The organism is Acidaminococcus massiliensis (assembly GCF_900095825.1).
GTDB classification, from domain to species: Bacteria; Bacillota; Negativicutes; order Acidaminococcales; family Acidaminococcaceae; genus Acidaminococcus; species Acidaminococcus massiliensis.
This window is the reverse complement of sequence record NZ_LT608315.1, coordinates 775,457-801,953: the sequence shown is the minus strand read 5'-3', so window position 1 is coordinate 801,953 and position 26,497 is coordinate 775,457. Positions and strand designations below refer to the sequence as shown.

Annotated in this window: 42 protein-coding genes; 4 read left to right on the top strand and 38 right to left on the bottom strand. The window is 51.8% G+C overall.

All coding sequences use genetic code 11. The features are described 5' to 3' along the window. Positions 1 to 8 precede the first annotated feature (8 nt). The 4 genes from BQ2657_RS03935 to BQ2657_RS03920 form a co-directional block, all read right to left on the bottom strand. Positions 9 to 563 (bottom strand): LemA family protein, encoded by a 555-nt coding sequence (locus BQ2657_RS03935; RefSeq protein ID WP_075579461.1) that lies wholly within the window; start codon positions 561 to 563, stop codon positions 9 to 11. Between the two features lie 137 nt (positions 564 to 700). Continuing rightward, a complete protein-coding gene (locus BQ2657_RS03930) occupies positions 701 to 1,951 on the bottom strand; it encodes a sodium/glutamate symporter (protein ID WP_075579460.1) in 1,251 nt (416 codons plus the stop codon). 12 nt (positions 1,952 to 1,963) lie between these two features. Then, positions 1,964 to 3,049 carry a 3-phosphoserine/phosphohydroxythreonine transaminase gene (serC, locus tag BQ2657_RS03925; RefSeq protein ID WP_075579459.1) on the bottom strand — a complete coding sequence of 362 codons (1,086 nt, stop codon included), beginning with the start codon at positions 3,047 to 3,049 and terminating at the stop codon, positions 1,964 to 1,966. Next, positions 3,033 to 4,298 carry a DUF1015 domain-containing protein gene (locus BQ2657_RS03920; RefSeq protein WP_075579458.1) on the bottom strand — a complete coding sequence of 422 codons (1,266 nt, stop codon included), beginning with the start codon at positions 4,296 to 4,298 and terminating at the stop codon, positions 3,033 to 3,035. The genes serC and BQ2657_RS03920 overlap by 17 nt, the downstream gene beginning before the upstream one ends. Before the next feature lie 184 nt (positions 4,299 to 4,482). Between BQ2657_RS03920 and BQ2657_RS03915 the strand changes: the two genes are divergently transcribed. The 3 genes from BQ2657_RS03915 (at position 4,483) to BQ2657_RS03905 (ending at position 7,121) form a co-directional block, all read left to right on the top strand. After that, complete coding sequence (locus BQ2657_RS03915) at positions 4,483 to 5,238, top strand: AzlC family ABC transporter permease (RefSeq protein ID WP_075579457.1); 756 nt, start codon at positions 4,483 to 4,485, stop codon at positions 5,236 to 5,238. Next, complete coding sequence (locus BQ2657_RS03910; RefSeq protein ID WP_075579456.1) at positions 5,235 to 5,558, top strand: AzlD domain-containing protein; 324 nt, start codon at positions 5,235 to 5,237, stop codon at positions 5,556 to 5,558. Before BQ2657_RS03915 ends, BQ2657_RS03910 begins: the two co-directional genes overlap by 4 nt. A 159-nt stretch (positions 5,559 to 5,717) precedes the next feature. Further along, positions 5,718 to 7,121, top strand: a complete 1,404-nt coding sequence (locus tag BQ2657_RS03905) for a radical SAM/SPASM domain-containing protein (RefSeq protein WP_075579455.1) — start codon at positions 5,718 to 5,720, stop codon at positions 7,119 to 7,121. A 42-nt stretch (positions 7,122 to 7,163) separates the two neighbouring features. On the opposite strand, the gene BQ2657_RS03900 is transcribed toward BQ2657_RS03905, so the two are convergent. Both BQ2657_RS03900 and BQ2657_RS03895 read right to left on the bottom strand, forming a co-directional pair. Further along, complete coding sequence (locus BQ2657_RS03900; protein WP_075579454.1) at positions 7,164 to 7,682, bottom strand: folate family ECF transporter S component; 519 nt, start codon at positions 7,680 to 7,682, stop codon at positions 7,164 to 7,166. Positions 7,683 to 7,685: 3 nt separating this feature from the next. Next, entirely contained in the window at positions 7,686 to 8,654 is a 969-nt protein-coding gene (locus tag BQ2657_RS03895) for an agmatinase (RefSeq protein ID WP_075579453.1), read from the bottom strand. A 191-nt stretch (positions 8,655 to 8,845) separates the two neighbouring features. Between BQ2657_RS03895 and BQ2657_RS03890 the strand changes: the two genes are divergently transcribed. Beyond that, positions 8,846 to 9,598, top strand: coding sequence for an IclR family transcriptional regulator (locus BQ2657_RS03890; RefSeq protein ID WP_075579452.1), 753 nt, complete (start codon positions 8,846 to 8,848; stop codon positions 9,596 to 9,598). 61 nt (positions 9,599 to 9,659) lie between these two features. Here BQ2657_RS03890 and BQ2657_RS03885 read toward each other — a convergent pair whose 3' ends face one another. The 32 genes from BQ2657_RS03885 to rplD form a co-directional block, all read right to left on the bottom strand. Further along, entirely contained in the window at positions 9,660 to 10,040 is a 381-nt protein-coding gene (locus BQ2657_RS03885; protein ID WP_075579451.1) for a RidA family protein, read from the bottom strand. A 137-nt stretch (positions 10,041 to 10,177) separates the two neighbouring features. Next, entirely contained in the window at positions 10,178 to 11,059 is an 882-nt protein-coding gene (locus tag BQ2657_RS03880; RefSeq protein ID WP_075579450.1) for an NAD(P)-dependent oxidoreductase, read from the bottom strand. A gap of 145 nt (positions 11,060 to 11,204) precedes the next feature. Then, complete coding sequence (locus tag BQ2657_RS03875) at positions 11,205 to 11,960, bottom strand: hypothetical protein (RefSeq protein WP_075579449.1); 756 nt, start codon at positions 11,958 to 11,960, stop codon at positions 11,205 to 11,207. 77 nt (positions 11,961 to 12,037) lie between these two features. Beyond that, positions 12,038 to 12,799, bottom strand: coding sequence for a hypothetical protein (locus BQ2657_RS03870; RefSeq protein ID WP_075579448.1), 762 nt, complete (start codon positions 12,797 to 12,799; stop codon positions 12,038 to 12,040). A 424-nt stretch (positions 12,800 to 13,223) separates the two neighbouring features. Further along, a complete protein-coding gene (rplQ, locus tag BQ2657_RS03865) occupies positions 13,224 to 13,562 on the bottom strand; it encodes a 50S ribosomal protein L17 (protein WP_012939236.1) in 339 nt (112 codons plus the stop codon). A 14-nt stretch (positions 13,563 to 13,576) separates the two neighbouring features. Beyond that, positions 13,577 to 14,548 (bottom strand): DNA-directed RNA polymerase subunit alpha, encoded by a 972-nt coding sequence (locus BQ2657_RS03860; RefSeq protein WP_075579447.1) that lies wholly within the window; start codon positions 14,546 to 14,548, stop codon positions 13,577 to 13,579. 64 nt (positions 14,549 to 14,612) lie between these two features. Further along, positions 14,613 to 15,206, bottom strand: coding sequence for a 30S ribosomal protein S4 (rpsD, locus tag BQ2657_RS03855; RefSeq protein WP_075579446.1), 594 nt, complete (start codon positions 15,204 to 15,206; stop codon positions 14,613 to 14,615). Between the two features lie 18 nt (positions 15,207 to 15,224). After that, positions 15,225 to 15,617, bottom strand: a complete 393-nt coding sequence (gene rpsK / locus BQ2657_RS03850) for a 30S ribosomal protein S11 (protein ID WP_075579445.1) — start codon at positions 15,615 to 15,617, stop codon at positions 15,225 to 15,227. A gap of 25 nt (positions 15,618 to 15,642) precedes the next feature. Continuing rightward, entirely contained in the window at positions 15,643 to 16,008 is a 366-nt protein-coding gene (gene rpsM, locus BQ2657_RS03845) for a 30S ribosomal protein S13 (protein WP_075579444.1), read from the bottom strand. Between the two features lie 13 nt (positions 16,009 to 16,021). Continuing rightward, positions 16,022 to 16,135, bottom strand: coding sequence for a 50S ribosomal protein L36 (gene rpmJ, locus BQ2657_RS03840; RefSeq protein ID WP_009015366.1), 114 nt, complete (start codon positions 16,133 to 16,135; stop codon positions 16,022 to 16,024). A 30-nt stretch (positions 16,136 to 16,165) separates the two neighbouring features. After that, positions 16,166 to 16,384, bottom strand: a complete 219-nt coding sequence (gene infA / locus BQ2657_RS03835) for a translation initiation factor IF-1 (protein WP_009015367.1) — start codon at positions 16,382 to 16,384, stop codon at positions 16,166 to 16,168. A 12-nt stretch (positions 16,385 to 16,396) separates the two neighbouring features. After that, a complete protein-coding gene (locus tag BQ2657_RS03830) occupies positions 16,397 to 17,041 on the bottom strand; it encodes an adenylate kinase (RefSeq protein WP_075579443.1) in 645 nt (214 codons plus the stop codon). An 11-nt stretch (positions 17,042 to 17,052) separates the two neighbouring features. After that, complete coding sequence (gene secY / locus BQ2657_RS03825; protein WP_075579442.1) at positions 17,053 to 18,309, bottom strand: preprotein translocase subunit SecY; 1,257 nt, start codon at positions 18,307 to 18,309, stop codon at positions 17,053 to 17,055. Further along, complete coding sequence (gene rplO, locus BQ2657_RS03820; protein ID WP_075579441.1) at positions 18,310 to 18,750, bottom strand: 50S ribosomal protein L15; 441 nt, start codon at positions 18,748 to 18,750, stop codon at positions 18,310 to 18,312. A gap of 15 nt (positions 18,751 to 18,765) precedes the next feature. Continuing rightward, positions 18,766 to 18,951 (bottom strand): 50S ribosomal protein L30, encoded by a 186-nt coding sequence (rpmD, locus tag BQ2657_RS03815; protein WP_075579440.1) that lies wholly within the window; start codon positions 18,949 to 18,951, stop codon positions 18,766 to 18,768. 12 nt (positions 18,952 to 18,963) lie between these two features. Then, entirely contained in the window at positions 18,964 to 19,464 is a 501-nt protein-coding gene (gene rpsE / locus BQ2657_RS03810) for a 30S ribosomal protein S5 (RefSeq protein WP_075579439.1), read from the bottom strand. Positions 19,465 to 19,482: 18 nt separating this feature from the next. Then, positions 19,483 to 19,845 (bottom strand): 50S ribosomal protein L18, encoded by a 363-nt coding sequence (gene rplR / locus BQ2657_RS03805; RefSeq protein WP_075579438.1) that lies wholly within the window; start codon positions 19,843 to 19,845, stop codon positions 19,483 to 19,485. Between the two features lie 25 nt (positions 19,846 to 19,870). Next, positions 19,871 to 20,419: a 50S ribosomal protein L6 gene (gene rplF, locus BQ2657_RS03800; protein ID WP_075579437.1), complete on the bottom strand. Its 549-nt coding sequence runs from the start codon at positions 20,417 to 20,419 to the stop codon at positions 19,871 to 19,873. A gap of 28 nt (positions 20,420 to 20,447) precedes the next feature. Next, on the bottom strand, positions 20,448 to 20,846 hold the full coding sequence (gene rpsH, locus BQ2657_RS03795) for a 30S ribosomal protein S8 (protein WP_075579436.1): 399 nt from the start codon (positions 20,844 to 20,846) through the stop codon (positions 20,448 to 20,450). Between the two features lie 30 nt (positions 20,847 to 20,876). Further along, entirely contained in the window at positions 20,877 to 21,062 is a 186-nt protein-coding gene (locus BQ2657_RS03790; RefSeq protein ID WP_012939249.1) for a type Z 30S ribosomal protein S14, read from the bottom strand. 12 nt (positions 21,063 to 21,074) lie between these two features. Then, positions 21,075 to 21,617, bottom strand: coding sequence for a 50S ribosomal protein L5 (gene rplE / locus BQ2657_RS03785; protein WP_022486694.1), 543 nt, complete (start codon positions 21,615 to 21,617; stop codon positions 21,075 to 21,077). A gap of 23 nt (positions 21,618 to 21,640) precedes the next feature. Continuing rightward, positions 21,641 to 21,970, bottom strand: coding sequence for a 50S ribosomal protein L24 (rplX, locus tag BQ2657_RS03780; RefSeq protein ID WP_075579435.1), 330 nt, complete (start codon positions 21,968 to 21,970; stop codon positions 21,641 to 21,643). Between the two features lie 21 nt (positions 21,971 to 21,991). Further along, on the bottom strand, positions 21,992 to 22,360 hold the full coding sequence (rplN, locus tag BQ2657_RS03775; RefSeq protein ID WP_012939252.1) for a 50S ribosomal protein L14: 369 nt from the start codon (positions 22,358 to 22,360) through the stop codon (positions 21,992 to 21,994). 39 nt (positions 22,361 to 22,399) lie between these two features. Continuing rightward, positions 22,400 to 22,660: a 30S ribosomal protein S17 gene (gene rpsQ / locus BQ2657_RS03770; protein ID WP_075579434.1), complete on the bottom strand. Its 261-nt coding sequence runs from the start codon at positions 22,658 to 22,660 to the stop codon at positions 22,400 to 22,402. Between the two features lie 37 nt (positions 22,661 to 22,697). Then, positions 22,698 to 22,892 carry a 50S ribosomal protein L29 gene (gene rpmC, locus BQ2657_RS03765; RefSeq protein WP_075579433.1) on the bottom strand — a complete coding sequence of 65 codons (195 nt, stop codon included), beginning with the start codon at positions 22,890 to 22,892 and terminating at the stop codon, positions 22,698 to 22,700. Further along, complete coding sequence (rplP, locus tag BQ2657_RS03760) at positions 22,892 to 23,350, bottom strand: 50S ribosomal protein L16 (RefSeq protein WP_075579432.1); 459 nt, start codon at positions 23,348 to 23,350, stop codon at positions 22,892 to 22,894. Before rplP ends, rpmC begins: the two co-directional genes overlap by 1 nt. Further along, positions 23,350 to 24,027 carry a 30S ribosomal protein S3 gene (rpsC, locus tag BQ2657_RS03755; RefSeq protein WP_075579431.1) on the bottom strand — a complete coding sequence of 226 codons (678 nt, stop codon included), beginning with the start codon at positions 24,025 to 24,027 and terminating at the stop codon, positions 23,350 to 23,352. Before rpsC ends, rplP begins: the two co-directional genes overlap by 1 nt. A 28-nt stretch (positions 24,028 to 24,055) precedes the next feature. Continuing rightward, positions 24,056 to 24,391 carry a 50S ribosomal protein L22 gene (gene rplV / locus BQ2657_RS03750; protein WP_012939257.1) on the bottom strand — a complete coding sequence of 112 codons (336 nt, stop codon included), beginning with the start codon at positions 24,389 to 24,391 and terminating at the stop codon, positions 24,056 to 24,058. A gap of 23 nt (positions 24,392 to 24,414) precedes the next feature. Then, positions 24,415 to 24,693, bottom strand: coding sequence for a 30S ribosomal protein S19 (gene rpsS / locus BQ2657_RS03745; protein ID WP_075579430.1), 279 nt, complete (start codon positions 24,691 to 24,693; stop codon positions 24,415 to 24,417). Between the two features lie 28 nt (positions 24,694 to 24,721). Beyond that, complete coding sequence (rplB, locus tag BQ2657_RS03740; RefSeq protein WP_012939259.1) at positions 24,722 to 25,552, bottom strand: 50S ribosomal protein L2; 831 nt, start codon at positions 25,550 to 25,552, stop codon at positions 24,722 to 24,724. 21 nt (positions 25,553 to 25,573) lie between these two features. Further along, complete coding sequence (gene rplW / locus BQ2657_RS03735) at positions 25,574 to 25,864, bottom strand: 50S ribosomal protein L23 (RefSeq protein WP_012939260.1); 291 nt, start codon at positions 25,862 to 25,864, stop codon at positions 25,574 to 25,576. Continuing rightward, positions 25,864 to 26,493 (bottom strand): 50S ribosomal protein L4, encoded by a 630-nt coding sequence (rplD, locus tag BQ2657_RS03730; RefSeq protein ID WP_075579429.1) that lies wholly within the window; start codon positions 26,491 to 26,493, stop codon positions 25,864 to 25,866. Before rplD ends, rplW begins: the two co-directional genes overlap by 1 nt. Positions 26,494 to 26,497: the final 4 nt, after the last annotated feature.

Sequence of the window (26,497 nt, the reverse complement as noted above, 5' to 3'; positions counted from 1 at the left end):
CCGTTCTGTTAAAACTTCACCTGGGGAGCTTTCTGGGCCTGTGGATCCGCCTGGAAGTAGCTCCGTTCCTGGAAACCCATCAGCCGGGCCACCAACACTGTAGGAAAACTCTTGATCTTGGCATTATACGTCTGGGCCGCATCGTTATAGTCCTTCCGAGCCACAGCCAGCCGATTTTCCGTTCCCGCCAGTTCATCCTGTAGCTGGATAAAATTGGTATTGGCCTTCAACTGGGGATAATTCTCAGAAAGGGCTAGGAGTCGAGTCAGGGCGCCGCTCAATTCCCCGTTGGCCTGGGAAGTTTCTGATACATTCCGGGCACCAGCCAATTTGGCCCGGGCATTGGCCACATCGGTGAACACCTGGCTCTCATGGGCGGAATAGCCTTTTACCGTATTCACCAAGTTGGGGATCAAATCACTGCGACGCTGGAGCTGGGTTTCCACCTGGCTCCATTTTCCATTGACATTCTCATTGGCAGCCACTACCCCGTTATAGGATCCGAAGACCCAGCCGGCCAGCAGCAGAACCACAACAAAGAAAACAGCCAAGCCTTTTTTCATCTGTATACTCCTCCTTGTAAATGACTGTCAAAAAGTCTTTTTCTATCCAGCATGGTATCTGATTTTTGTAACTCTGTCAATGTCAAAAGGTCAAACTTATTGTGAATTAAGGGGCTGTTGCGCGTGCAACAACCCCTTTAATTCAAATTCTCCACAAACAGCTTGATCAAGAGCAGGGTGTGGGGCTGATAGGCCAGATCCGCCAGGCAGGAACCTACCACTGGAACAATCAAGAAGGCTTTCCGGCTCATCCCGTACTGGTCCGCCAGCACCGTCATGTTCACCATGGCAGACGGCACCGCCCCCAGACCATGACCGCAGAGCCCAGCGCACATCACTGCCGCATCGTAGTTGCTCCCCAAGACCCGGAACACCACAAAATAGCACATGACCAGCATGAATGCCACATGAGCCAGGACGATGAGCATCACCCCGCTGAGGATTCCGGCCATTTCCCATAATTTCAGGGACATGAGCACAATGGCTAGATACAAGTTCAGCATGATTTCCCCAAAGGAGCTGACCAGAGATTCACTGAAACGGTACCAGTGGGCTTTTTCGTTAAGATTCCGGACCAAGACCCCCACAAACATGGCACAGACATAGCTGGGAAAAGTCATATTCAGCAGGATCCCTACGCCCTGGGCCAGCCAGACACCCAAACCCATGCAGATGAGGATCACTGCCACATTCTTCAGGATATCCAGTCGAGCCAGCTGCTGATGGGTCAGATTCTTGGGTTTTTCCGGAAGAGGCTGTGCTTCTTCCTCCTCTTCGGCATGGAGATGATATTTTTCAATCAAGAAACGGCCCATGGGACCGCCGCACATCACTGCCGCAATGAGTCCGAAAGTAGCGGCAGAAGCCCCCACTTCCATACTGGCAGGATAGCCCATTTTCAAGAAGGTGCTCCCATAGGCCCCGGCTGCTCCATGTCCTCCCACCATGGATATAGCAGAGGCCAGCAGAGAATAAGCCGGTTCTAGGCCGATCAAGTGTCCCACGGTCAGCCCGATCAGATTCTGGCACAGAGAGATGAAAGCTGTGATCAGCCAGTAAACCAGCAGCAGTTTCCCGCCCTGGTTCATGCCCTTGCTGAAGGCAGAAAGTTTCGCCCCCAATCCCACCGCTGTAAAGAAGCAAATCATAAAAGGAGTCTGGAACTGGGTATCGAACTGGATATGGACTAGACCGGCTTCGTGGCCCAAAAAGACCAGGAACATGGCCAGCGATCCCCCAATGACGGGAGCTGGCAGACAGTACTTGCGGAGCAGCTGGTTCCGGGCTTTCAGCCAGCATCCCACCAGCAGCATGACAGCTGCCAAAGAGGTGGTGCAGATTCCATCGGCATGGATGGTCAGGATTCCCTTTACCAGGGAAATAATCATATTTTCACGTCCTTACCGATTGTTCTTCCAAAAGTTTTCCATAAAGTCGGTGAGGGCCTGGGCCCCTTCCAGCGGCATGGCATTATAGATGGAAGCCCGGATTCCTCCGATGGAACGATGGCCTTTCAGGCCTGCCAGTCCCTGCTCCTTCGCCTCTGCCACAAAGCGGGTTTCCAGTTCTTTGGAAGGCAGATTGAAGGTCACATTCATCAGGGAACGGCTGTCCTTCTGGGCATGGCCCCGGTAAAATCCCGGATGGGCATCCAGCACATCATAGACCAGTTTGGCCTTGGCCCGATTGCGCTTTTCCATTGCGCCCAGGCCTCCCTGATCCAGCAGCCACTGGGACATGAGATCCACCAGATAGACTCCGAACACCGGCGGTGTATTATAGGTGGAATCATGATCCGCAAAAGTTTCATAGTTCATCATGGTGGGCAGCTGGGGATCCCGGCCCTTCAGGAACTCCTTTTTGGCCATGACCACAGTCACCCCGGCAGGTCCGATATTCTTCTGGGCACCATTATAAATCAAGGAGAATTTGTCCAGGGGAATGGGCCGGCTCAGGATGTCCGAGGACATGTCCACGATCAGCGGTACATCTCCCGTATCAGGATAATGGAAATATTCCAGTCCCTCTGCGGTACAGTTCCCAGTCAGATGCAGGTAAGCACAGTTCTCCGGCAGCTTCAGCTCTTCCGGACGGGGCACCCGGTCCAGGCCCGTGGCTTTGCTGCTGTAGATTTCCACTGCTTTTCCTACCTTATGGGCTTCTTTGATGGCCTTTTCAGAAAAGGTGCTGGTAATGGCATAAGCTGCCACTTTGCCAGGGGTCAGGAAATTCATAGGGATCATGGAAAACTGCAGGGAAGCCCCGCCTCCCATGAACATCACCACCCAGCTGTCATCCATCCCCAGCAGCTGTTTGATATGCGCCTGGGCCTGATCATTTACTTCTTCAAACAAGGCATTCCGGTGGCTGATTTCCAGCATAGACATCCCGCTGCCCTTGTAATCCAGCAGTTCCCGCTGGGCCTGTTCCAGTACCGGCAGAGGCATCATGGACGGGCCGGCTCCAAAATTATAGATTCTTCCCATCTTGTTCATCTCCTATCATATGTACCGTCAGCGCATCCCGCAGTTTCGGTTCAAACCAAGTGGATTTGGGCGGCATCACCAGTCCCTTGTCTGCCACATTCATCAGCTGATCCATGGAAGTAGGATACATAGAGAAGGCCACCGTGGCATCTTCTCCATCTACAGCATCTTCCAGGGCCCCCAGTCCCCGTACCCCTCCTACAAAGTCGATCCGGGGATCCGTCCGAGGATCATCGATGCCCAGCACCGGTGCCAGCAGGTTGTCTTGGAGGATGCTCACATCCAAGGAATGGATGGGATCTTCCGTCGGATAGGTGTCCGGCTTGGCGGTCAGTTTATACCACTGGCCGCTGATGTACATGCCGAAGGTATGGGGTGCCTGGGGAGTCACCGGACGGTCGGCTTTTTCCATAAGGAATTTCTCTTGGACCATTTCCAGGAACTTCTCTTCGCTCAGTTCCCCCAGATCCCGGACAATCCGGTTGTAAGGCAGGATATGGAGCATATTGGAGGGAAAGATCACCGCCAATACGTAGTTGTATTCTTCCTTCCCCGTCTGGCCTGGCCGTTTCCCCAGTTCTTCCGCTACCCGGAGAGCCGCCGCACAGCGGTGATGGCCATCGGCGATATACAGTTCAGGGACCTGCTGGAAGAGCCGGGTCACTTCCTTTACTTTCAGCGGTTCGCTGATTACATACAGGGTATGACGGATCTTGTCATCCCCTACAAAATTATAGACCGGCATATGACTCCCCATGTATTCCAGCAAGAACGCCGTCAGGAGTCCCTTGCTCTTATAAGCCAGGAACACAGGCCCCGTCTGGGCCTTGGTGGCCAGGATATGGTTCACCCGGTCGGTCTCCTTGTTCTGCCGGGTCAGCTCATGGCGCTTGATGATCCCTTCCTTGTATTCTTTCAAAGAAGCAGCCGCCACCAGGCCAATCTGGATATAGGCTCCCATCTGCTGTCGATAGATATAGTAATAGGGCTGGGGATCCTGTTTCATCTGTCCCTCAGCAATGTATCTTTCCAGGTTCTCCCTGGCCTTTCCATACACCCGGGGATCGGATTCCGAAATTTCTTCCGGCAGGTCTGCTTCTGCCCGGCTGACCCGCACGAAGCTCAGAGGATTCTCCTTCAGGATATCCCGTGCTTCCTGGGTGCTCATTACATCATAAGGTAATTCAGCGATTTTGCTTACCAGCTCCGGTACCGGACGCAGGGCAGCAAAAGGTCTGATTTCTGCCATAATTATCACTCCCGCTTGATATCATTCGTTTTTTCTGATTTTTTCGTAACAAAAAAGTCTTTTTTATGTGATGTTATACGCTCATTATACCATAGATGTGCGTCTATAGTAAAAATTTGTAAAGTGGTATATAATATGGCACAAAGAATCCTGTATCCATTGTACATTGAAAGAAGGTTTTTCCATGGGATATATTACACGGCGGGTCCTGCAGAAAGATGCTCCCATCATCCTGGGCTACTGGGTCCTGGGCATAGCCTGCGGCATGCTGGGTGAAAAAGCCGGTCTGAATCCATTCCATATGTTCATCATGAGTGTGTTGGCCTTTGCCGGCAGTTCCCAATTCATCGGGATCGCCATGATGCTCCAAAGTGCTTCCTATATTTCCATTGCCCTGACCATCCTGATGGTGAACCTCCGCTATGCTCTGTTCACCTCCACCCTGGCTCCCCTAGTTTCCAAAAAATCCGGCCTGTACACAGCTCTATTCTCCTACGGGACCACGGATGAAACTTTTGCCCTGAATCTTTCCTCTTTCCAAAATGAGACAGAACACTGGACCCATAAAGAGGCCCTGGGCCTGGATCTCCTCAGCATGGTGGTCTGGGCCGTGGCCAATGCTTTCGGCTGTTATGCATCCAAGCTGATCCAGCTGGATCTGTCCCTGGTTTCCTATATCCTGACTGCCATGTTCCTGGGCATCTGGTCCAACTACCTGAAAAACCGGACCATGGTGATCACCGGTCTGACCGCCGGGATCCTGGCCGTCCTCCTTGCCCAAATGGTTCCCTTCAAGCTGCATATCGTAGTGGCGTCCCTGCTGCCTTCCGGGGTTGCTGCTTGGCTGTATCTGCAGCACGAAAAGAAAATCCAGCCTCGAAAATCAGCAGTGCCGGAAGAAGGATCCTGCACTACCATAGAAAGAGGGACGGAAGCATGAACCAAAATTATATTCTCGGCGTCATCCTGATCATGGCCCTGACCGGTTTCCTGCCTCGGATCCTCCCCATGGCCATCCTCAAGAAGTATCCCATTCCCCACTGGTTCAAAGTCTGGCTGAATTTTGTCCCTCCCGCCATTTTTGGTGCCCTGGTATTCCCGGATATTTTCCTGACAGAAGGCCACGTGAACCTTTCCCTCCACAACATTCCCTTGCTGACCACCCTGCTGATCACCCCTCTGGTGCTGAAGACAAAATCCCTGGGAGTGGCCGTACTGGCCGGAGGCGGCGTGTTTGCATTGCTGGAATATGTATTGTAAAAAGGGCTGTTGCATGCGCAGCAGCCCCCTTTTTGTAACACATTATTACATTTTTATTTGTTTTTTATATTTAATTGTGAAATTAATTTGTCTTTTTTGACTTTTCATTCCAACCTGCTATACTCTATAACAGAAGTTGTGATGAAGGAGATGAGGATCATGGAAAGCAAGCTCATCCATGATGCTGAACGGAAAGCTGTTGAAACGGTCGTTGACCATGTATTGTCTGTAAAAGATCCAGAAGAACGGAAAAAATCCTTACTCCGGCTTTCGTACTTGATGGAAAAATTCTTTGGAGGCTTTTTTGCCAAATCTTCTTTTGCAGGTGCCAGAGAATTGATCCGCCAAGGAGGAAAATGGTGGAAATTCGTGGAACGGGGACTGGACACACTCAATCCTCATATCCTTAAGACCGGCATCATGGATCTAGGTTTTGAATCCGGCTTCTATGGATTGAAGACCCGGAAAGCCTGCCGGGAAAAATACCATTGCAACATTCCCTGGACCATCCTATTCGACCCTACCAGTGCCTGCAATATGCACTGCATCGGCTGCTGGGCCGCTGAATATGGCCACACCCTGAATCTTTCCTACGAAACCATGGACAAGATCGTCACACAGGGAAGAGCCCTGGGAGTCCACACTTTTATGATGACTGGAGGAGAACCCCTAGTCCGGAAAGCAGATATCCTGCAGCTCTGTCGGGCTCACCCAGACTGTGAATTCCATGCCTTCACCAATGGCACTTTGATCGATGATGCTTTCTGCCGCCAGGTGGCTGAAGTAGGGAACCTGAGCTTCTCCATCAGTATCGAAGGCTACCGGGAAGTCAACGACAGCCGCCGAGGCAAAGGTGATTTCGATAAGGTGATGCATGCCATGTCTCTCTTGAAGAAATACGGGATTTTCTTCGGGACTTCCATCTGCTACACCCGGAAGAACATCGAGACCGTCACCAGTGACCGTTTCCTCCAGATGCTGGTGGACAACGGAGCCTGGTACAGCTGGTTCTTCCATTACATGCCGGTAGGCAATGAAGCCTCTCTGGATCTGCTGCCCACTCCGGAACAGCGTGCCTATATGGTCCGGCGGATCCGTAAGATCCGCAGCAGTGACAGTCCCATAGCCCTGTTTCCCATCGATTTCCAGAACGACGGGGAATTCATCGGAGGCTGCATCGCTGGAGGACGGAACTACTGCCACATCAACCCGGCCGGAGATGTGGAACCCTGCGTATTCATCCACTATTCCAGCGCCAACATCAACCGGGACGACCTGCTCACTTGCCTGCGCCAGCCCCTGTTCCAGGAATATGCCAAAGGGCAGCCTTTCAATGCAAACCACCTGCGGCCCTGTCCCATGCTGGAGAACCCTGACTGCCTGAAAGCCATGGTCCATCGCTCCGGTGCCCGTTCCACCGACCTCCAGTCGCCGGAAGACGTGGATACCCTCTGCGGCAGCTGCCAAGCTTATGCCAAAGCCTGGGCTCCTATGGCTGCAAAACTTTGGAAGGAGATCCAGGAAAAGAAAGAAAAAGAAGAAATACCTTTAGGGGCAGATTGAAAAGATGGGTGTGCTGCACAAGACGTGCAGCACACCCATCTTTTATTTTCCTAAGGGAACCAGATGTTTCTTCAAGACTGGCAGTACCAGACTCAGCAGCAGGAACTTGATTACGATGCCTGCAGCGCACTGGAACAGCCGGAGAGTGGCCAGTTCCTTCCAGGAAACCTGGAACAGCACCGTGAGCCAGAAAGTATTCAGCAGCAGGCTGATGGCCGCCTGGACCAGCAGCACCGCCAGGAGGATCTGCCGCTTGCCGGTGCCTTTGCGGAAGCACCAGCCGTAAATCGCCCCATCCAGGAAGCTGGACAGGGTGAATCCCGGGAAATAAGCCCCTACCGGAAACAACAGGGCACCGATCAGATCTCCCAGGGCCCCGGTGATGCCTCCGGCCAGAGGCCCGCCCCACAAGGCTGCCGCCACCACGGGAAGGAAGCTGAAGCCGATTTTCAAATTCCAAGTATGGAGAGACAGGAACCGGGCCAGGATCACCTCCATGGCCACACAGAACCCGATCATGGTGATCCATTGTCCGGGCCGCCTTTTCTGCAGCCCCGCCATGGCTTACTCCTGTTTCTTTTCCCGGGCTTTGGTGGCAAAGCCCAGCATATCGGAAATCAGACGGGCCGCCAGATACCCGGTGGTCCCGCCCACATCATCGAAAGGCGGCGCCACTTCCGTCAGGACCATCCCCACCAGTTCTGTGTGCCGGGCAATGGCTTCCAGGATATCTACCGCATCGTCATAATTGAATCCTCCGAACATGGGAGAACCGGTAGCTGGAGCGTAAACTGCATCCATAGCATCAATGTCAAAACAAAGCACCACTTTTTCCGCCGGCTGGAATTCCTCCAAGATGGCATCGATGCCTTTTTTCCGGACATCCCTGACAGAGTAGATCCCGTCTCCATGTTCCCGGGCTTCCGCAAAGTCTTCCGGCCCGCTGCTGCCGATGCCCCGGATCCCCAGATGGAGGATCCGGCCCACATAAGGCAGACCCGCCGCATTCCGCATGGGAGACCCGTTGAAATATTTCTGTCCGTCCAGGGGTTTGGTCCAGTCCAGATGGGCATCGATATGGATGATATCGAAATTTCCTGCACCTTCCATGCCTTGGAGAACCGGATAATCCACGGCACAGTCCCCGCCCAGGACTACCGGCATGGTCCCCTGGCTCTGGATGATCCGGACCGCTTCCCGGAGATTGGCCATGGTCCCGGCCAAGTCTCCAGGGATATAATCCGCATCCCCGCAGTCCACGACCTTCCATTTATCCGTATCCATATAGAATTCTTTCCGCTCGGAATCATAGGTCCCGCCTTTTTTGTAAGTGAACCGGGTGGACCCCAGCCGGATGCCCCGGGGTCCCAGCCGGCAGCCCGTCCGCCCCTGGATGGCCAAGTCAAAAGGGGCTCCCAAAACGGCAATGTCCGCATTCAGGTTATAGATATCCGGCGCCAGATCGGTTTTGGCGAAAGTGGCAATGCCCGTGGGGGCCATATTCAAAGGTTTTTGCAAACTGAAGTTATCCATACAGTTCTCCTCTTTCTCTTTCCTGTAATGGACGCTTTCCTGCGTCTGGGACCATTATAGGAAGTCCCTTCTGGGAAGTCAACGAAATTAGACACTATTTTGCAATTCGTACACTATATTGAAACACCATCTCTTGACGGTCTGTCTGTACCTCCGTATAATGGGGAAAAACAACGAAAGGAAATGGTATCATGGCAGAAACCACACCGCTGGTCCATTCCGTGCTCCATGCCACCCGGATCCTGGAGCTCTATGCGGCCCAGCGCCGAAAATCCCTGAGCCTGACGGAAATCAGCAAGGCCCTGGGGCTCCACAAGACAACGGTCTACCGGCTCCTGCGGACCCTCCAGCATGCCGGCTGGATCGAACAGTCCGCCAAAACCGGGAAGTATTACCTGGGTACCGGGATCCTGCTGGTAGCATCGGCCGTTTCCGTCCACAATACTTCCCGGGATCTGCTTTCCCAGGAAATGCACCGGCTGGCAGAAACTTTCAACGAAACAGTGGTCCTTTCCGTCCTGCTGGGGCATACTGGGATCTGTGTGGACTTGGCCAAAAGCCGCCACCGGCTGGGGGTTGCAGGCGAACGAGGCTATATCGTCCCCCTGCAGAGCGGGGCTTCCGGCAAGACCCTGCTGGCCGCCCAGCCAGAAGAGCTGCGGGAACAGCTGCTCCAAGAACTGGAACCAGACCGTACCCGACAGCGTCTGCTGCGCAACCAGCTGCTGAAAATCCTCCAGGAAGGCTTTTGTATTTCCGAAGGGGAGGTGGACCAGGGAGTGGCCGCCATCGCCATGCCCCTGCACCTGAAAGACCGGCTCTTCGTCCTGACCATCTCCGGCCCAGTAGACCGGCTCCGCTCCATCACCTATCCCAAACTCCAACAGGGACTGGCGGAAACCATCAGCCGGCTGGAACAGAAAAGCGCATTGCTGGGAGAATGAAAAAGGGGCTGCTGCACGTGTAAAAACACATGTGCAGCAGCCCCTTTAGGCTCTCTGAGCATTACTTGCAGGCAAAAGCCTCGATTTCCACCAGTGCCCCTTTGGGCAGAGCAGCAACCTGGAAACAGGCGCGAGCCGGGCAGACACCGGTAAAGAACGTGCCATAGACTTCGTTCATAGGCCCGAAGTTGGCAATGTCACTGAGCAGAACCGTGGTCTTGGCCACATCTTCCATGGTATAGCCGGCGGCTTCCAAGATATTCTTCACATTGGTCAGAGATTGACGGGTCTGGGCTGCAATATCCGCCCCTGCAAACTCACCAGTAGCCGGATCAACAGGGAGCTGACCGGATACGTAGATTGTCTTGCCGGATGCTTCGATAGCCTGAGAATAAGGTCCAATAGCACCGGGTGCCTTCGGGGTTGCGATTTGTTTGTTCATGGGAAAAGCCTCCAATCCAAATGATTTTTACTTACTTGTCCATTATATCATAAAAATCTGTTTTGTCGAATGCCTTTCCCTGCTCCCGTCCATCCAGCACACTATACTTTTCCCGCCGTCATCTGTCTGAGAATGCCTTACTTCTTTTTCTCCCCATAATACGTATACAAGGCCTGGGTTCCCAGATCTCCCTTCCCTTCTGCTGCCAATTCCCGATATTCTTTCAGCACCTGTTTCAGGACGGGCAGATCCAGGGATTTCTTTTCCGCTTCTTCTTCCGCCAGCCCCATATCTTTGATGAAATGTTTCAGGAAAAAGCCGGGAGCAAAATCTCCATGGATCATCTTAGCCCCGAAGGCGTTGAGCTGTGCACTTCCCGCGGCTCCTGTAGAAACAGCCTTCAGCAGGGTATCCAGATCAAGGCCGTTGGCCCGGGCATAATTCAGGGCTTCGCAGACCCCGGAGAGTGCCCCTGCGATCATGATTTGGTTGGCCATTTTGGCATGCTGCCCCTTGCCGGCTTCTCCCATGTAATTGATATTGGTCCCCATGCCCTGGAATACAGGCTGCAGGAAATCGAAATCGGCACGGTCTCCCCCTACCAGGATGGAAAGAGTTCCGTTCTTGGCGCCGGTATCGCCGCCAGTCACCGGAGCATCCAGGACGTGGAAGCCCCGTTTCGTCCCTTCTTCATACAGTTTCTGTGCCAGGGTAGGGCTGGTGGTGGTCATATCGATGAGATAGCTCCCTGGCAGGGCGCTGTCCATCAGTGCATTGGGAGAAAAATACACTTCTTCCACATCTTTGGGAAAGCCCACGATGGTAATGAGGCACTGACAGGCTTTGGCCAGTGAAGCGATGGTGGAATGGAGGGATACCCCTTCCGCCTGCAGATCTGCCACTTTTTCAGGATGGCGGGCAAAACAGTGCATGGCATACCCTGCCTTCCTCAGATTCCGCAGCATGGATTTCCCCATGATGCCCGTACCGATAAAGCCAATATCACGGATTTCCGTCATACAAACCCCTTCTTTCCGGAAAAATTCTGAATGACGCTGCATCATTCAAAATCATTATAGGTTATAGGATCAAGAGATGGCAAGGGGAATAAAAAAGGAGCTGCTGCACTTGCGTAGTTTTCACACAGTGCAGCAGCCTCTCCGTCTATTTCCCCTTACTGGGTGTGATCTTCAAGGTATTGATGATGTTGGTGAGTTTGTGGGTATCTTCCTTCCAGTATCCATCATCCGCCTTATTCCAGACCACCATCAAGGTATGGACCCGGTCCCGATTGAACAGCGTCCACCGTTCCGCATGGAAAGACATGAGATGCCGTCCTTTCTGGAACACCTCCATATCATAACTGGTATGGAGATTTTCCACTCCATTCACAATGGTGCTCTGCATGGGTTCCCAGTTGGTGAACTTCAGGGAGTAGCCTTCCGGCAGCATCTTGTTGTATATCCCTTCGATGCTTTTCCGGGTGATTTCCCCAAAATCCTTGATTTCATCGCCCTTCAGCCCGATATTCTGACCGTACCGGGGCATCTTCTCCGGGCTGGCCATGGTCTTGAACTCCACCCACACCAGGTGTTCATCGGTATGCCAGGGCACCGGGTCCAATTTCCCGCTCTGGACAATAACGGAACCAGGGCTCTTTACCACTTCCTGATCCGCTTCCAGCCACTTTTTCAGCAGCGGATCCAGGTCCGGCGCCTTCAGCAGTTCGTCCCGGGTTTCCTGGCTCTGGAGGATCATTTCCGGCGGCACAGCAAAAGAAGCCTGATCCCCGACTTTGATTTCCACCCACCCTGGATAAGATGCAACATGGATATTTTCTGTTTTATTGGTCTCCCTGCCGCATCCGACTGCCAGAAAGAGAGCCAGCAGGCAGCATAGGGACATGATTTTTTTCAACATAGGATTTCCCGCCTTTCCTGATACGGGAATTATTATACCACAAATGAGGGCTGATATCCGTCCCGCACCTCCTGCCCTTACTTCTTCACTGTCTCCTTCAGGTTCTTGAAGAATCGGTCGATGATCCGATTGTACACTCCCAAGGGATCATTTTCGCCGTCCCGGACCCGGGCATCTTCGCTGGAGGCCACCAGTTTCCCGGTTTTGGTGTCGAACCACAGGAACCGGACGGTGACGCTGGCATAGGGCACGTAATAATCTGGAATGTAGTCCGGATAGGTCACAGTCCGGTAATAAGTATGCCAGTTTCCCTGGTCGTCCCGGTAGCTGTCGTCGATTTCCTTCGTCCTCCATTCCGTATGGGCGGGCACCAGGTAGGAATCCACCTGGCAGTTGTCCAGGGTCGCCAGGATGTACAGCTGGGCCCCTGCATCCAGGGCCTCCTGGGGGATGACTGCCGCCTTCCGTTCTCCTTTGGCAGCGGACTGGATTTCTCCATTTTTCTCCGGTCCTGCCCCTATTCCCGCTCCCTCCAGAGCCTGCTTTTTTTCTTCTCCCGGCAGCAGGGCACGGACCTGTACGGCCGGAGCCAGGAGGACCTTCACACCCTTTACTTTCCCAGCTTTTTTCCGGTAGTCCTGGAGCATTTTCTGGGCCTTGGTGCCGCTTGTGAGCCGGTACCCGCTCATGTCCATATCCGACAGGTACACCGTCTTCACCTGGCCGAAATCATAGTCCGTATCCTGCCAGGCGGTGTATTCCGCCAGGACCCCGGAAGCCCCGGCCATAGTCAGGATCCCGGCCAACACCAAAGTACGGATGCCTTGCAGCAGTTTCATGGATCTCATCCTTTCTGTTTTTTCTGATTTTTTACTAGTCTGCCGGAAAAACAGGGATCCGGCAGCCCCAGTATATCATAAGGTGAAATCCGGATACAATAAAAAAGGGGGTGTGAAAAAATTCACACCCCCGGTCACTGGTCTCTTGTCACTGGTCACTGGTCGAAGGAAGGCAGCCGGGCTGCGGCTGCCTTTCATTGTATGTTGCTGGCTCAGACGCGCCTTTGGCTTGTCCTTGCCTCCCCAGGAGAAATCAAGACAAGCACCGGATGAAAAGAAAGGCACATTCTTATTTTTTATTCGAAAGAACCCGTCAGCCACGGGTTCTTTCCATCGGCCAGTGACCAGTGACCGTTGACCAGTGACAAAAAGGGACTGTGAAAAAATGATTTCTCATTTTTCACAGTCCCTTTTTTTACAGAACTCAGATCAGTTCCAGGATTGCCATTTCAGCAGCATCGCCGCGACGGGGAGCCGTTTTGTAAATACGGGTATAACCGCCGTTGCGGTCAGCGTATTTGGGGGCGATTACATCAAACAGCTTCTTGGTTGCATCTTCATCTACGAGGAATGCCAGGACCTGGCGACGAGCACTCAGATCACCTTTTTTAGCCAGGGTGATCATTTTATCAGCCAGACCGCTGATTTCTTTAGCTTTCGTTTCAGTGGTTTCGATTCTCTCGTTTTTGAAGAAGGCGGTCAAGACGCTGCGGAACATCGCTTTCCGGTTGCTGGTGTTCCGGTTGAATTTTCTGTAGGACATCTTTCGTCTTCCTCCTATTCTTCGTCAGAATTGCGCAGGTGCAATCCCAACTCTTCGATTTTGTTCTTGACTTCTTCCAAGGATTTGCTGCCCAGATTCCGGACGCAAATCAGCTCGTCTTCCGTCTTATTGATGATATCTTCTACCGTATTGATGCCGGCCCGTCTCAAGCAGTTGTTGGAACGGACAGTCAGATCCAGATCATCGATGGACATCTGCAGCACAGAAGACTTGGTGCCTTCTTCGCTGGTCTTGGCACCATCTTCGTCCCCCTGGATACGGGGAACGTTGGTGGTCTTGAACAGAGCCAGATACTTGATCAGGATTTCGGCTGCAGAAGTCACAGCTTCATCCGGCCCCAAGCTCCCATCGGTCCATACTTCAAGGGTCAGCCGGTCGTAGTTGGTCACGTTGCCCACCCGGGTATCGGTAACGCCGAATTTCACACGGGTGATGGGGGAGTAGATGGAATCCACAGGGATGAAGCCAATGGGCTGATCCTTGGATTTATTCTTCTCCGCCTGGACGTAGCCGCGGCCCACGTCAACGTAGATTTCCATGTTCAGGGTAGCATTCTTGTCCAGAGTTGCAATGTGCAGTTCCGGATTCAGGACTTCCGTATCCTGATCAGTGATCACGTCAGCGCCGGTCACTTCGCCTTCGCCGGACTTCTTGATGTAGAACGTCTTGGGCTCAAAGGAGGTCTGGTCATCCAGACCTACCTTGAAGCACAGGGCTTTGATATTTAATACGATATCCGCAACGTCTTCTCTGACTCCCTCAATGGTAGAGAACTCATGGAGGACCCCATCGATTTTGATGCCCGTCACAGCCATGCCGGACAAGGAAGAAAGCAGTACACGACGCAGACTGTTACCTAAAGTAATACCGTATCCACGTTCCAAAGGTTCCCAGACGAACTTGCCATAACGTCCATCAGGGGAAATTTCGTCGACAACCAGGCTAGGTTTTTCGATTTCCTTCATGCGGAAGCCTCCTTTCGCGCATTACCACAATACGCGGTATAAGTAAGTGGAGAACAGTATCAGATTACTTGGAGTACAATTCGACGATCATCTGTTCTTCAACAGGAACATCGATGTCTTCCCGAACCGGCAGACGGTCAACCTTTCCGCTGAGGTTTTGAGCGTCTACAGAAATCCAGGCAGGAACAGAGGTCTTGCCCAGGACTTCAGCCATGCCTTTGAAGTAGGCAGAGCTGCGGCTGTTTTCCATTACGGAGACCACATCTCCGGCTTTCACCAGAGCAGAAGGGATGTCCAGGCGCTTGCCGTTGACGGCAATGTGGCCATGGGTCACCAGCTGGCGAGCCTGACGGCGGGTATGGGCCAGGCCCAGGCGGTATACCACGTTATCCAGTCTGCGTTCCAGCAGGATCAGCAGGTTGGAGCCTGCGATACCTTCCATTTTCTTGGCCTTTTCATAGTAGCCGCGGAACTGTTTTTCCAGGACGCCATAGATGAACTTGGCTTTCTGTTTTTCAGCCAGCTGCATACCATATTCGCTCTTCTTTTTGAACTGGCGTTTCGGCTGACGGTGGGATTCTTTCATTACCCCAACGAATGCCGGAGACATGCCCAGAGATCTGCATCTTTTCAGAACAGGAGTCTTATCAATAGCCATCTAGTCTTTCACCTCCAATTAAACTCTTCTGCGTTTCGGCGGACGGCAGCCATTGTGAGGAATCGGAGTCACATCTTTGATGGATTCCACTTCCAGGCCTGCAGCCTGCAGAGCGCGGATAGCAGCTTCACGGCCAGCGCCAGGTCCCTTGACGAATACTTCGATCCGTTTCAGGCCATGTTCCATAGCGGCTTTGGCAGCGGATTCAGCAGCCATCTGAGCTGCAAAAGGAGTGCTTTTCCGAGAACCGCGGAAGCCCTGGCCGCCGGCAGAAGCCCAGCTCAGGACAGCCCCGTTCAGGTCGGAAATCGTTACGATCGTGTTATTAAAGGTGGAGCGGATATGTGCTACACCAGCTTCAATGTTCTTGCTTACTTTCCGTTTGGTACGGACAACTTTTTTACCAGCCACTCGTCTAATCCCTCCTTAGACAAACTTACTTCTTAGCACCGGCCACTTTTTTCGGGCCTTTACGGGTACGAGCATTGTTTTTGGTGTTCTGACCCCGTACAGGCAGCCCTGCACGATGTCTGCGGCCGCGATAGCAGCCGATTTCCACCAGGCGTTTGATGTTCAGGGATTCCTCACGACGGAGGTCACCTTCCACTTTATATTCATGATCCAGGATTTCACGCAGCTTAGCAATTTCAGCTTCGGTCAGATCCCGAACCCGAGTATCCGGATTGATCCCGGTCTTGCCCAGGATTTCCCGGGACAGGGTCAAGCCGATACCGTAAATGTACGGCAGAGCATATTCGATACGTTTATCTCTAGGCAAATCTACACCGGCGATACGAGCCATTCAAAGCACCTCCTTATCCTTGTCTTTGTTTATGTTTCGGGTTTTCGCAAATGACCATAACGCGGCCTTTGCGTTTGATGATCTTGCATTTTTCGCAAATGCGTTTTACAGACGGTCTTACTTTCATGTTGCTTGAACCTCCTCTTGCCAATCCTCTTTATTTGAACCGATAAGTAATCCGACCCCGGTTCAGATCATAGGGCGTCAGCTCTACGGTCACCTTATCCCCTGGGAGAATCTTAATAAAGTTCATACGTATTTTTCCGGAAATATGTGCCAGGATTTCATGATCGTTTTCCAGTTTTACCCGGAACATAGCATTGGGTAAAGACTCCAAGACAGTCCCTTCTACTTCGATCGCATCTTGCTTTGACACGCTAATGCCTCCTTACCCTTTAACAGCTGCTACCACATCAGCATACACCTTATCGATGGGCTGAGTGCCGTCAATTTCCTTATACACGCCTTCCGCTTTATAATACGCAATCAGAGGAGCAGTTTGGCTATGGTACGCTTCCAAACGTTTCTTCACAGTGGTTTCTTTGTCATCATCCCGCTGGTAAAGTTCCCCACCGCATTTGTCGCATACGTTTTCCTGTTTGGGAGGATTGTATACCACATGATAGGTCGCACCGCAGTTCTTGCAGATACGCCGGCCGGTCACCCGTGCCACCAGGTCTTCATCAGGCACGCTGATGTTGACGGCGGCGGTCAGGGAGATCCCCAGATCCTTCAGGATCTGGTCCAGCGCAGCTGCCTGTTCTTTGGTACGGGGAAACCCGTCCAGGATGAATCCTTTGACACAATCCGGCTGGCTCAGCCGTTCCCGGACAATGCCGATCGTGACACTGTCGGGGACCAAACCGCCGGCATCCATATATTTCTTGGCTTCTTTCCCCAATTCCGTCCCATTTTTCACAGCCGCACGGAACATATCTCCCGTAGAAATATGAGGAATGGGAAAATCAGCAACTAATTTTTCCGCTTGGGTCCCCTTGCCTGCGCCAGGAGGTCCCATTAAAAGAATATGCATGTTCTCTCTCCTTATTTCATGAAACCCTGATAGTGCCGCATGAGGGTCATGGACTCTACCTGTTTCATCGTATCAAGCGCTACGCCTACCACGATCAACAAAGCCGTTCCGCCGAAGTAAACTCCGGAAATTCCTGTGAGCCAGACGATCAAGTTAGGCATAATAGCAATGAATGCCAGAAAAACAGCACCCGCCAGGGTGATCCGGTTCATCACCTTATCCAGATAATCCGTGGTGGGTTTGCCGGGCCGCAGCCCAGGGATGAATCCACCGTACTTCTTTATGTTGTCGGACATATCCGGGATGTTCAGGCTTACTGCCGTATAGAAGTAAGTGAAGAACAGGATGAGCAGGATATACAGCGAGGTCTGCAGGGGAGTACCCCATGCCAAATAGCCGGCCACTTTCTGGATCCAGGGGATCTTGATGAACTGCGCAATGGTCACAGGAAACATCAATACGGAAGAAGCGAAGATGATGGGCATGACACCGGCCTGATTCACTTTCAGAGGAATGTAGGTGGTGTGCCCTCCGTACATCTTCCGACCTACGATCCGCTTTGCATACTGGACGGGGACTTTCCGGTAGGCGACGGTAATCGCCACCACGAACATCACCATCAGCACTGCCAGCGCAGCGAAGATCAGTACATTGAATACATTGATCGTACCTGCCTGCAGGTACCGGCCGATGACAGCCAGCCCATTGGGCAGACGGGAAATGATCCCAGCAAAGATGATCAGGGAAATTCCGTTCCCGATCCCTTTGGCCGTAATCTGTTCCCCAATCCACATGAGCAGCAGAGAACCTGCGGTCAGCGTGATGACGATCATGGCAAAAGAGAAGAAGTCAGGATTATTGACTGCTGCCCGCAAGCCATACGCCATCCCCACAGCCTGAATGGCACCCAGGCCAACCGCTGCGTAGCGGTTGATTTTGTTGATTTTTTTTGCTCCTTCCGCTCCCTCTTTGGACCATTCTTCCAAAGTCGGGATCACCACTGTCAGCAGCTGCGTAATGATTGACGCATTGATGTAAGGAGTAATGCTCATAGCAAATATAGAAAATTTGCTAAGTGCACCGCCGGAGAACAGATCCAGAAGACCGAACAGATTTCCACTGGTGAAGAGCCGTTCGATCATGGCTGCGTTAACCCCCGGAACGGGAATTTGCGTACCAGCCCTGAATACTATGAACATCGCAAGGGTAAATAATACTTTCTTTCGGAGTTCCGTAGCCTTTAACAGGTTATCAAGGGCTGATGCCAATTAGATCACCTCTACCTTACCGCCGGCAGCTTCGATCTTGGATTGAGCCGTTTTGCTGAAGCCCATGGCCTTTACCGTGACCTTCTTGGTCAGCTCACCATTGCCCAGGACACGAATGCCGTCACGGATGTTTTTCACCAGGCCGGCTTCGATCAGGGATACAGGATCGATTACAGCACCGTCGTCAAAGCAGTTGAATACTTCCACGTTGATTTCAGTGTAATGTTTGCCGAATTTGTTGTAGAAACCGCGTTTCGGCAGACGCAGATACAACGGCTTTTGGCCGCCTTCAAAACCAGGACGTTTCACCCCGCCGCTACGGGATTTCTGACCTTTTTGGCCTTTGCCGGATGTTTTGCCCAGACCGGAACCCAGGCCGCGGCCTACACGGACGCGGGCTTTTTTAGAGCCGGCAGCGGGAGCCAATTCATGCAAATACATTTGCAGACCTCCTTATTACGCCTTCACTTCTTCTACTTTGACCATATGTTCCACTTTGTGGATCATACCGCGCAGAGCAGGAGAGTCTTCTTTCACAACGCTGGAACGAATCTTCGTCAAGCCCAGAGCCTTGACAGTAGCGCGTTGGTCCTTGGGATACCCGATTAAGCTACGGGTCAGCGTGATTTTAACCTGTGCCATCATGCTACCTCCTTAGCCTAACAGTTCTTCAACAGTTTTGCCGCGCAGAGCAGCGACATCTTTGGCGTTTTTCAGGGATTTCAGCCCTTCCAGGGTTGCCCGGACCACATTGTTGGGGTTGGAAGTCCCCTGGGATTTGGTCAGGATATCCCGTACGCCGGCCAGTTCCAGGACCGCACGGACAGGGCCGCCGGCGATAACCCCGGTACCTTCCATAGCCGGTTTCAGCAGAACCTGGCCTGCACCGAACACACCGATCACTTCATGAGGAATGGTGGTGCCTTTCAGAGGAACGGTGATCAGGTTCTTTTTGGCATCATCCACACCTTTGCGGATGGCTTCGGGAACTTCGGCAGCTTTGCCCAGGCCCATGCCAACCTTGCCGTTTTCATCACCAACAACAACCAAAGCAGAGAAGGAGAAACGCCGTCCGCCTTTTACGACCTTAGCTACGCGGTTGATGAAGACTACTCTTTCTTTGAAGCCATCATCTTGTTTTTCGTAATTAGCCACTCTAATGTCCTCCCTCTGTTAAAATTCCAGACCAGCTTCGCGAGCTGCTTCAGCCAGCGCTGCTACACGTCCGTGGTACAGGTAGCCTCCACGGTCGAATACAACAGTCTTGATGCCCTTTTCCAGAGCTTTCTTAGCGATTTCAGTGCCGACAGCTTTAGCAGCTTCGATGTTGCCGCCGTAGTTTTCCTTATTGGCTTTTTCTACGGTGCTGGCGGATACCAGAGTTTCACCAGTTTCATCGTTGATGATCTGAGCGTAGATGTTGCTCAGGCTGCGATATACATTGAGACGGGGCTTTTCAGCCGTTCCCACAATATTTCTGCGCATACGCAGGTGACGTTTCTGACGTGCTGCGTTCTTATCTTTCTTGTTCAGCAAGAGATTCACTCCTTCCTATTAGAAATTATTTCTTGCCTTTGGCGCCGGCTTTACCAACCTTGCGGATGATATGTTCGCCTACATAACGGATTCCCTTGCCTTTGTAAGGTTCAGGAGCCCGCAGGCTGCGGATTTCAGCAGCAACAGCACCAACTTTTTCCTTGTCGATACCGGAAACGATGATTTCCGTAGAGTTCGGGCAGTCGAAGGAAATGCCTTCGGGGGGATCCATCACGCAGGGATGGGAGAAGCCCAGGGTGAAGCTCAGGGCCTTGCCCTTCTTGGCAACACGGTACCCAACGCCCTGGATTTCCAGATGCTTGGAATACCCTTCCGTAACACCGATGATCATATTGTTGATCAGGGTACGGGATAAACCGTGGAGGCTGCGATGCACCTTGTCGTCGGAAGGACGAGTCACGGTAATCACGCCGTCGTTCATAGCCACGGTCAGTTCTTTGCTGATTTGACGGCTCAGTTCGCCTTTCGGTCCCTTAACGGAGACCAGGTTATCTTCCACCGTTACCGTTACTTTGTCAGGGACGGTAATCGGAGCTTTTCCAATTCTTGACACTTATAAGCACCTCCGGTCTAGGGAATTCTTACCAAACGTAAGCCACTACTTCGCCGCCCAATCCAGCCTTCCGGGCAGCTTTGTCAGTCATCATGCCCTTGGAGGTGGAGATCACAGCGATGCCCAGGCCGCCCAGTACGCGAGGCAGCTGGTCTTTTTGGGTGTAGACTCTCAAACCGGGTTTGGAGATACGTTTAATGCCAGAAATAACTTTTTCCTTGTTGGGACCGTATTTCAGCTGTACACGGATCACATTCTGGTGTTCACCGGCTACGACTTCGAAATCTTTAATGAATCCTTCATTCTTCAAAATCTCTGCAATGGCAGTCTTGATTTTGGAGCAGGGGATTTCAACTTTATCGTGATGAACCGAATTGGCATTACGGATTCTCGTAAGCATATCGGCGATCGGATCAGTCATGGTCATTTATAAAAGCCCTCCTTCCTTTCTCCGCTCTTACCAGCTTGCTTTCGTTACGCCAGGGATAGCGCCTTCGTAAGCATACTTCCGGAAGCAGATACGGCAAATGCCGAATTTGCGCATGTAAGCATGCGGTCTGCCACAGATTTTGCAGCGATTATATTTACGGACCTTGAACTTCGGTTCCGCTTTCCATTTTTCAATCAATGCGGTCTTTGCCACGGTTTTCCCTCCTTATGCCCCAAACGGCATACCCAGAAGCTTCAGCAGTTCTCTGCCTTCTTCGTCGGTTTTAGCAGTCGTAACGATGATTACATCCATGCCGCGGACTTTGTCGACTTTATCGTAGTCGATTTCAGGGAAAATCAGCTGTTCTTTCAAGCCGATGGAATAGTTGCCACGCCCATCGAAGGATTTCGGGTTGACCCCTCTGAAGTCACGGACCCGAGGCAGGGCAATATTCATGAATTTATCCAGGAATTCGTACATCCGGCTGCCACGCAGGGTGACTTTCACCCCGATGGGCATCCCTTCACGGAGTTTGAATGCAGCGATGGATTTCTTTGCCTTGGTGATGATGGGCTTCTGACCGGCAATCATGGTCATGTCAGCCACAGCAGATTCAATTGCCTTGCTGTTGGTCACTGCTTCACCGCAGCCAATATTCAAAACAACTTTTTCCAGTTTCGGAATTTCGTTGACGTTCTTGTAATTGAATTTTTCCATTAAGCCTTTCACAGCTTCGGAATTGTATTTGTCTTGCAGTCTCGTTGCCATCTGTTTTCCTCCTTTCCCGAAGATTATTTATCGATGACTTCCCCGCATTTTTTGCAGGCTCTGGCAAATCCGTCGCCTACAGCCACTTTCTTGATACGGGTCGGTTTCTTGCAGGACGGGCATACCAGCATTACGTTGGAGGAGCTGATGGGAGCTTCCTTGGTAATGATCCCACCCTGAGGGTTGCTCTGGGAAGGTTTCGTATGACGTTTCACCTGGTTCACGCCTTCCACAGTCACCTTGGATTTCTTCGGGAAAGCAGCGATCACTTTGCCTTCCTTGCCTTTATCTTTACCAGCCAATACCACGACGGTATCGCCTTTTTTAACGTGTAATTTCACGGCTTCAGCCATTTCTGCAACACCTCCTTGTTCTTAGAGCACTTCCGGTGCCAGGGAAATGATCTTCATGAAGTCTTTATCACGCAGTTCCCGAGCAACTGGTCCGAAAATACGAGTGCCCTGAGGGGTCTTATCGTCTTTGATCAGGACCGCAGCGTTTTCGTCGAAACGGATGTAAGAGCCATCCGGACGGCGGGTGCCCTTTACGGAACGCACCACAACGGCCTTCACTACATCACCTTTTTGGACAACGCCACCGGGTGTAGCATCCTTAACAGAAGCTACGATGATGTCACCGATGTTGGCGTATCTCCGATAGGAACCGCCCAGCACACGGATGCACATAATCTTTTTGGCGCCGGTATTGTCCCCAACATTCAGCACAGTCTGCTGTTGAATCATGGTTTACCTCCCTTGCCAAGCTATGCTCAGCAGTCTATCTTATTTTGCCCGTTCTACGATTTCAACTACGCGCCAGCATTTATCCTTGGACAGGGGCCGGGTCTGTGCGATCTTCACGATATCGCCAACGTGAGCGTCGTTGTTTTCGTCATGAGCCTTCAGTTTAATGGTATGCATTACGCCTTTTTTGTAAAGAGGGTGTTGAACCAGACGTTCAATAGCGACCACAACAGTCTTCTGCATCTTGTCGCTTACGACTTTACCAGTACGCGTAACACGTAAGTTTCTCTCTTCAGCCACGGAATGTTTCCTCCTTCGCTTAGGGTATATTCCCGGATTAAGCGTTCATTTCGCGTTCCCGTTGGATCGTCTTGATCTGGGCAATGGACTTCTTGACTTCTCTGATCTTCATCGGATTTTCCAATTGTCCGGTTGCCATTTGAAAACGCAAATTAAAAAGTTCATCTTTTAAGCCTGCCAGCTTGGTTTCCAGCTCTTCAACAGACATTTCTCTGATTTCGTTAGTTTTCATTAAGCTTCACCACCTACTCCATTTTCACGCGCGGTGACTTCGGCATCTAACTGAGCTTTCGTAACGAAGCGGGTCTTGATCGGCAGTTTGTTGCCAGCCAGACGCATAGCTTCTTTAGCGATGTCTTCGGTTACGCCAGCCATTTCGAACAGGACGCGACCGGGTTTCACTACAGCTACCCAATACTCAGGAGAACCTTTACCACTACCCATACGGCTGCCAGCAGCTTTTGCAGTTACGGGCTTGTCAGGGAAAATTTGAATCCAAACTTGGCCGCCACGTTTGATGTAACGGGTCATAGCAATACGAGCAGCTTCGATCTGACGGTTGGTGATCCAAGACGGCTCCAATGCTACCAGGCCAAATTCGCCATGAGCAACTCTGTTGCCCCGCATTGCACGGCCTTTCATGCGGCCTCTATGTTGTTTACGATGCTGAACTCTCTTCGGTAATAACATTATTTCGCCCCTCCTTCTTGCGCTTCAGGAGCTTCCTTCTTCACGGCTTTGGTCGGCAGGACTTCACCTTTGTAGATCCATACCTTCACGCCGATACGGCCATAAGTGGTATGGGCTTCAGCAGTCCCATAGTCGATGTTCGCACGCAGGGTGTGCAGAGGAATGCTGCCATCACGATAGCTTTCGGTACGGGCGATTTCAGCTCCGCCCAGACGGCCGGCGCACTGGATCTTGATCCCTTTGGCACCCAGACGCATGGTACGGCCCACGCACTGTTTCATGGCACGGCGGAAAGCAATCCGGCGTTCCAGCTGAGAAGCAACATTTTCAGCAACCAGGGTAGCATCCATGTCCGGCTGTTTAACCTCGATGATGTTGATGTCCAGTTTGCTGTCAGTCATTTTGGCCAGGTCTTTTTTCAGCAGTTCGATGTTGCTGCCCTGACGGCCGATGACGATACCAGGTTTAGCAGTGTAGATGCTGATGCGCATCTTCTGTTCCGTTCTTTCGATGGTAACCCGAGAGATACCAGCCTGGAATTGTTTATCTTTAATGAAATTACGAATCTTGATATCTTCCAACAGATTCTTTTGATAGTCCTTGTCGGCGAACCATTTGGAATCCCAATCGTCGATTACGCCCACTCTGAAACCATGTGGATTAACTTTTTGACCCACTATTCATTCCCTCCTTCTGTCAGGATGTTTATTTTTCGGAAACGGCCACGGTGACATGGCTGGAACGTTTCAGGATCTTGAAGGCCTGTCCACGGGACCGCGGATGGATTCTCTTCATAGTAGGACCCTGGTCAACGAAAGCGTTGGAAACGACCAGTTTGTCAACATTCATGTCAAAATTGTGTTCAGCGTTCGCAACAGCGGAGCGAAGAACTTTTTCAATAACCTCAGAACCAACTTTCGGGGTAAACTTGAGGATTGCAAAGGCTTCGTTCACAGACTTGCCACGGATCAGGTTGATCACGATGCGCAGTTTGCGAGGTGCGATACGGATGTATTTGGCAACAGCTTTAGCTTCTTGCATCTATTTTATCCTCCTTCCCCTGATTATTTCGTTACGGCAGCGGCTTTATCGCCATGGCCCTTGAAAAGACGGGTAGGAGCGAATTCGCCTAATTTATGGCCGACCATATCTTCGGTGATATACACAGGCACATGTTTCCGACCATCATGGACGGCGATCGTGTGGCCTAAGAATTCAGGGAGAATCGTGGAGCTGCGGGACCAGGTCTTGATGACTTTCTTTTCCTGAGCAGCGTTCAGCGCTTCAACTTTTTTCAGCAGACTTTCTTGGACATAAGGTCCCTTTTTAACGGATCTGGACACTCTGTATGCCTCCTTTCAGCAAACTCTATTATTTCGTTCTGCGTTTCAGAATCAGTTTGGAAGAAGCTTTCTTGTTCTTCCGGGTCCGAGTACCGAAAGCACTCTTGCCCCAAGGAGTAACAGGACGCTTACGACCGACAGGGGAGTGACCTTCACCGCCGCCATGAGGATGGTCGTTCGGGTTCATGGCCACACCGCGGTTAGCAGGGCGGACACCCAGCCAACGGGACCGGCCGGCTTTACCCAGGGTCAGGTTTTCATGATCCAGGTTCCCGATCTGGCCAATGGTGGCACGGCAGTTGATGTGTACCTGGCGCAGTTCGCCGGAAGGCATACGCAGCAGTGCATAGCTGCCTTCTTTAGCCATCAGCTGGATAGCAGCACCGGCGCTCCGGCCCATCTGGCCGCCTTTGCCGATCTTCAGTTCCACATTGTGGACCATGGTACCCAGAGGGATGTTCAGCAGCGGCAGAGCGTTGCCGACTTTGATATCTGCTTCGGGACCGCTGACAACAACGTCGCCCACCTTCAGGCCCTGAGGAGCCAGGATGTAGCGTTTTTCCCCGTCAGCATAGTTCAGCAGAGCAATGTTGGCACTGCGGTTGGGATCATATTCGATGGTCGCAACTTTTGCAGGGATGTTGTCTTTATTCCGTTTGAAATCGATGATACGATACTGTCTTTTGTGACCGCCGCCCTGATGACGAACCGTCATTTTACCGGTGTTGTTCCGGCCGGCATGCTGGTTCAGTTTAACAACTAAAGGGCGATGGGGCTTGTCCGTAGTGATCTCTTCAAAGGTGGACACAGTCATGCTGCGTCTGGAAGGAGAATACGGATTAAAGCTTTTAATAGCCATTGTTTGACCTCCTTAGACGAATTACATTCCTTCGAAGAGCGGAATTGTATTACCTTCAGCCAGTTTTACAATTGCTTTCTTGTAATCGGAACGCTTGCCTTCATATTTACCCATGCGCTTGGTTTTGCCCAGGACACGGATGGTGTTGACATTCACTACCTTTACATTGAAGATGGCTTCAATGGCTTGGCGGATTTCAGTCTTGTTTGCGCCCATTGCCACTTGGAAAGTGTATTTGTTGTCCTTCATCATATCAGAAGTCTTTTCGGTCACAATGGGTCTGATGATAATGTCGCGAGGATTGGCAGCCATTATGCGAGCACCTCCTCAATTCTTGCTACGGCATCTTTTGCCAGCAGTACTTTTTCCGCATTCAGGATATCGTAAACGTTCAGGCAGTCATTGGACAGAGCCTTTACTTTTTCGATGTTGCGGGAAGATTTTTCTACGTTTTCGTTTTCCCCATCAGTGATGATCAGGGCTTTTTTGCCAGCAGCTTCAAAACCATTCAGCAGAGCAACTGCATCTTTGGTCTTGGGTTCAGCAAAGGTCAGGTTATCCACCACAACCAGTGCCCCTTCAGCTACTTTTGCGCTCAGAGCGCAGCGGATTGCCAGACGACGGGCTTTCCGAGGCATATCTTTTGCATGGCTCCGGGGAGCAGGACCGAAGACGGTACCACCGCCTACCCACAGAGGAGAACGGACGGAACCAGCACGAGCCCGGCCAGTACCTTTTTGTTTCCAGGGTTTTCTGCCACCGCCCCGTACCATACCGCGGGTCTTGGTTGCATGGGTGCCCTGACGTTCATTGGCTTGCTGCATCACAACAGCCTGATGGACGACAGCTTCGTTGAATTCTACGCCAAAGACGTAATCCATCAATTCTATTTCTTCACCGGTCTGTTTACCGGTCATATCGTAAACTGCTACTTTCGGCATTGAA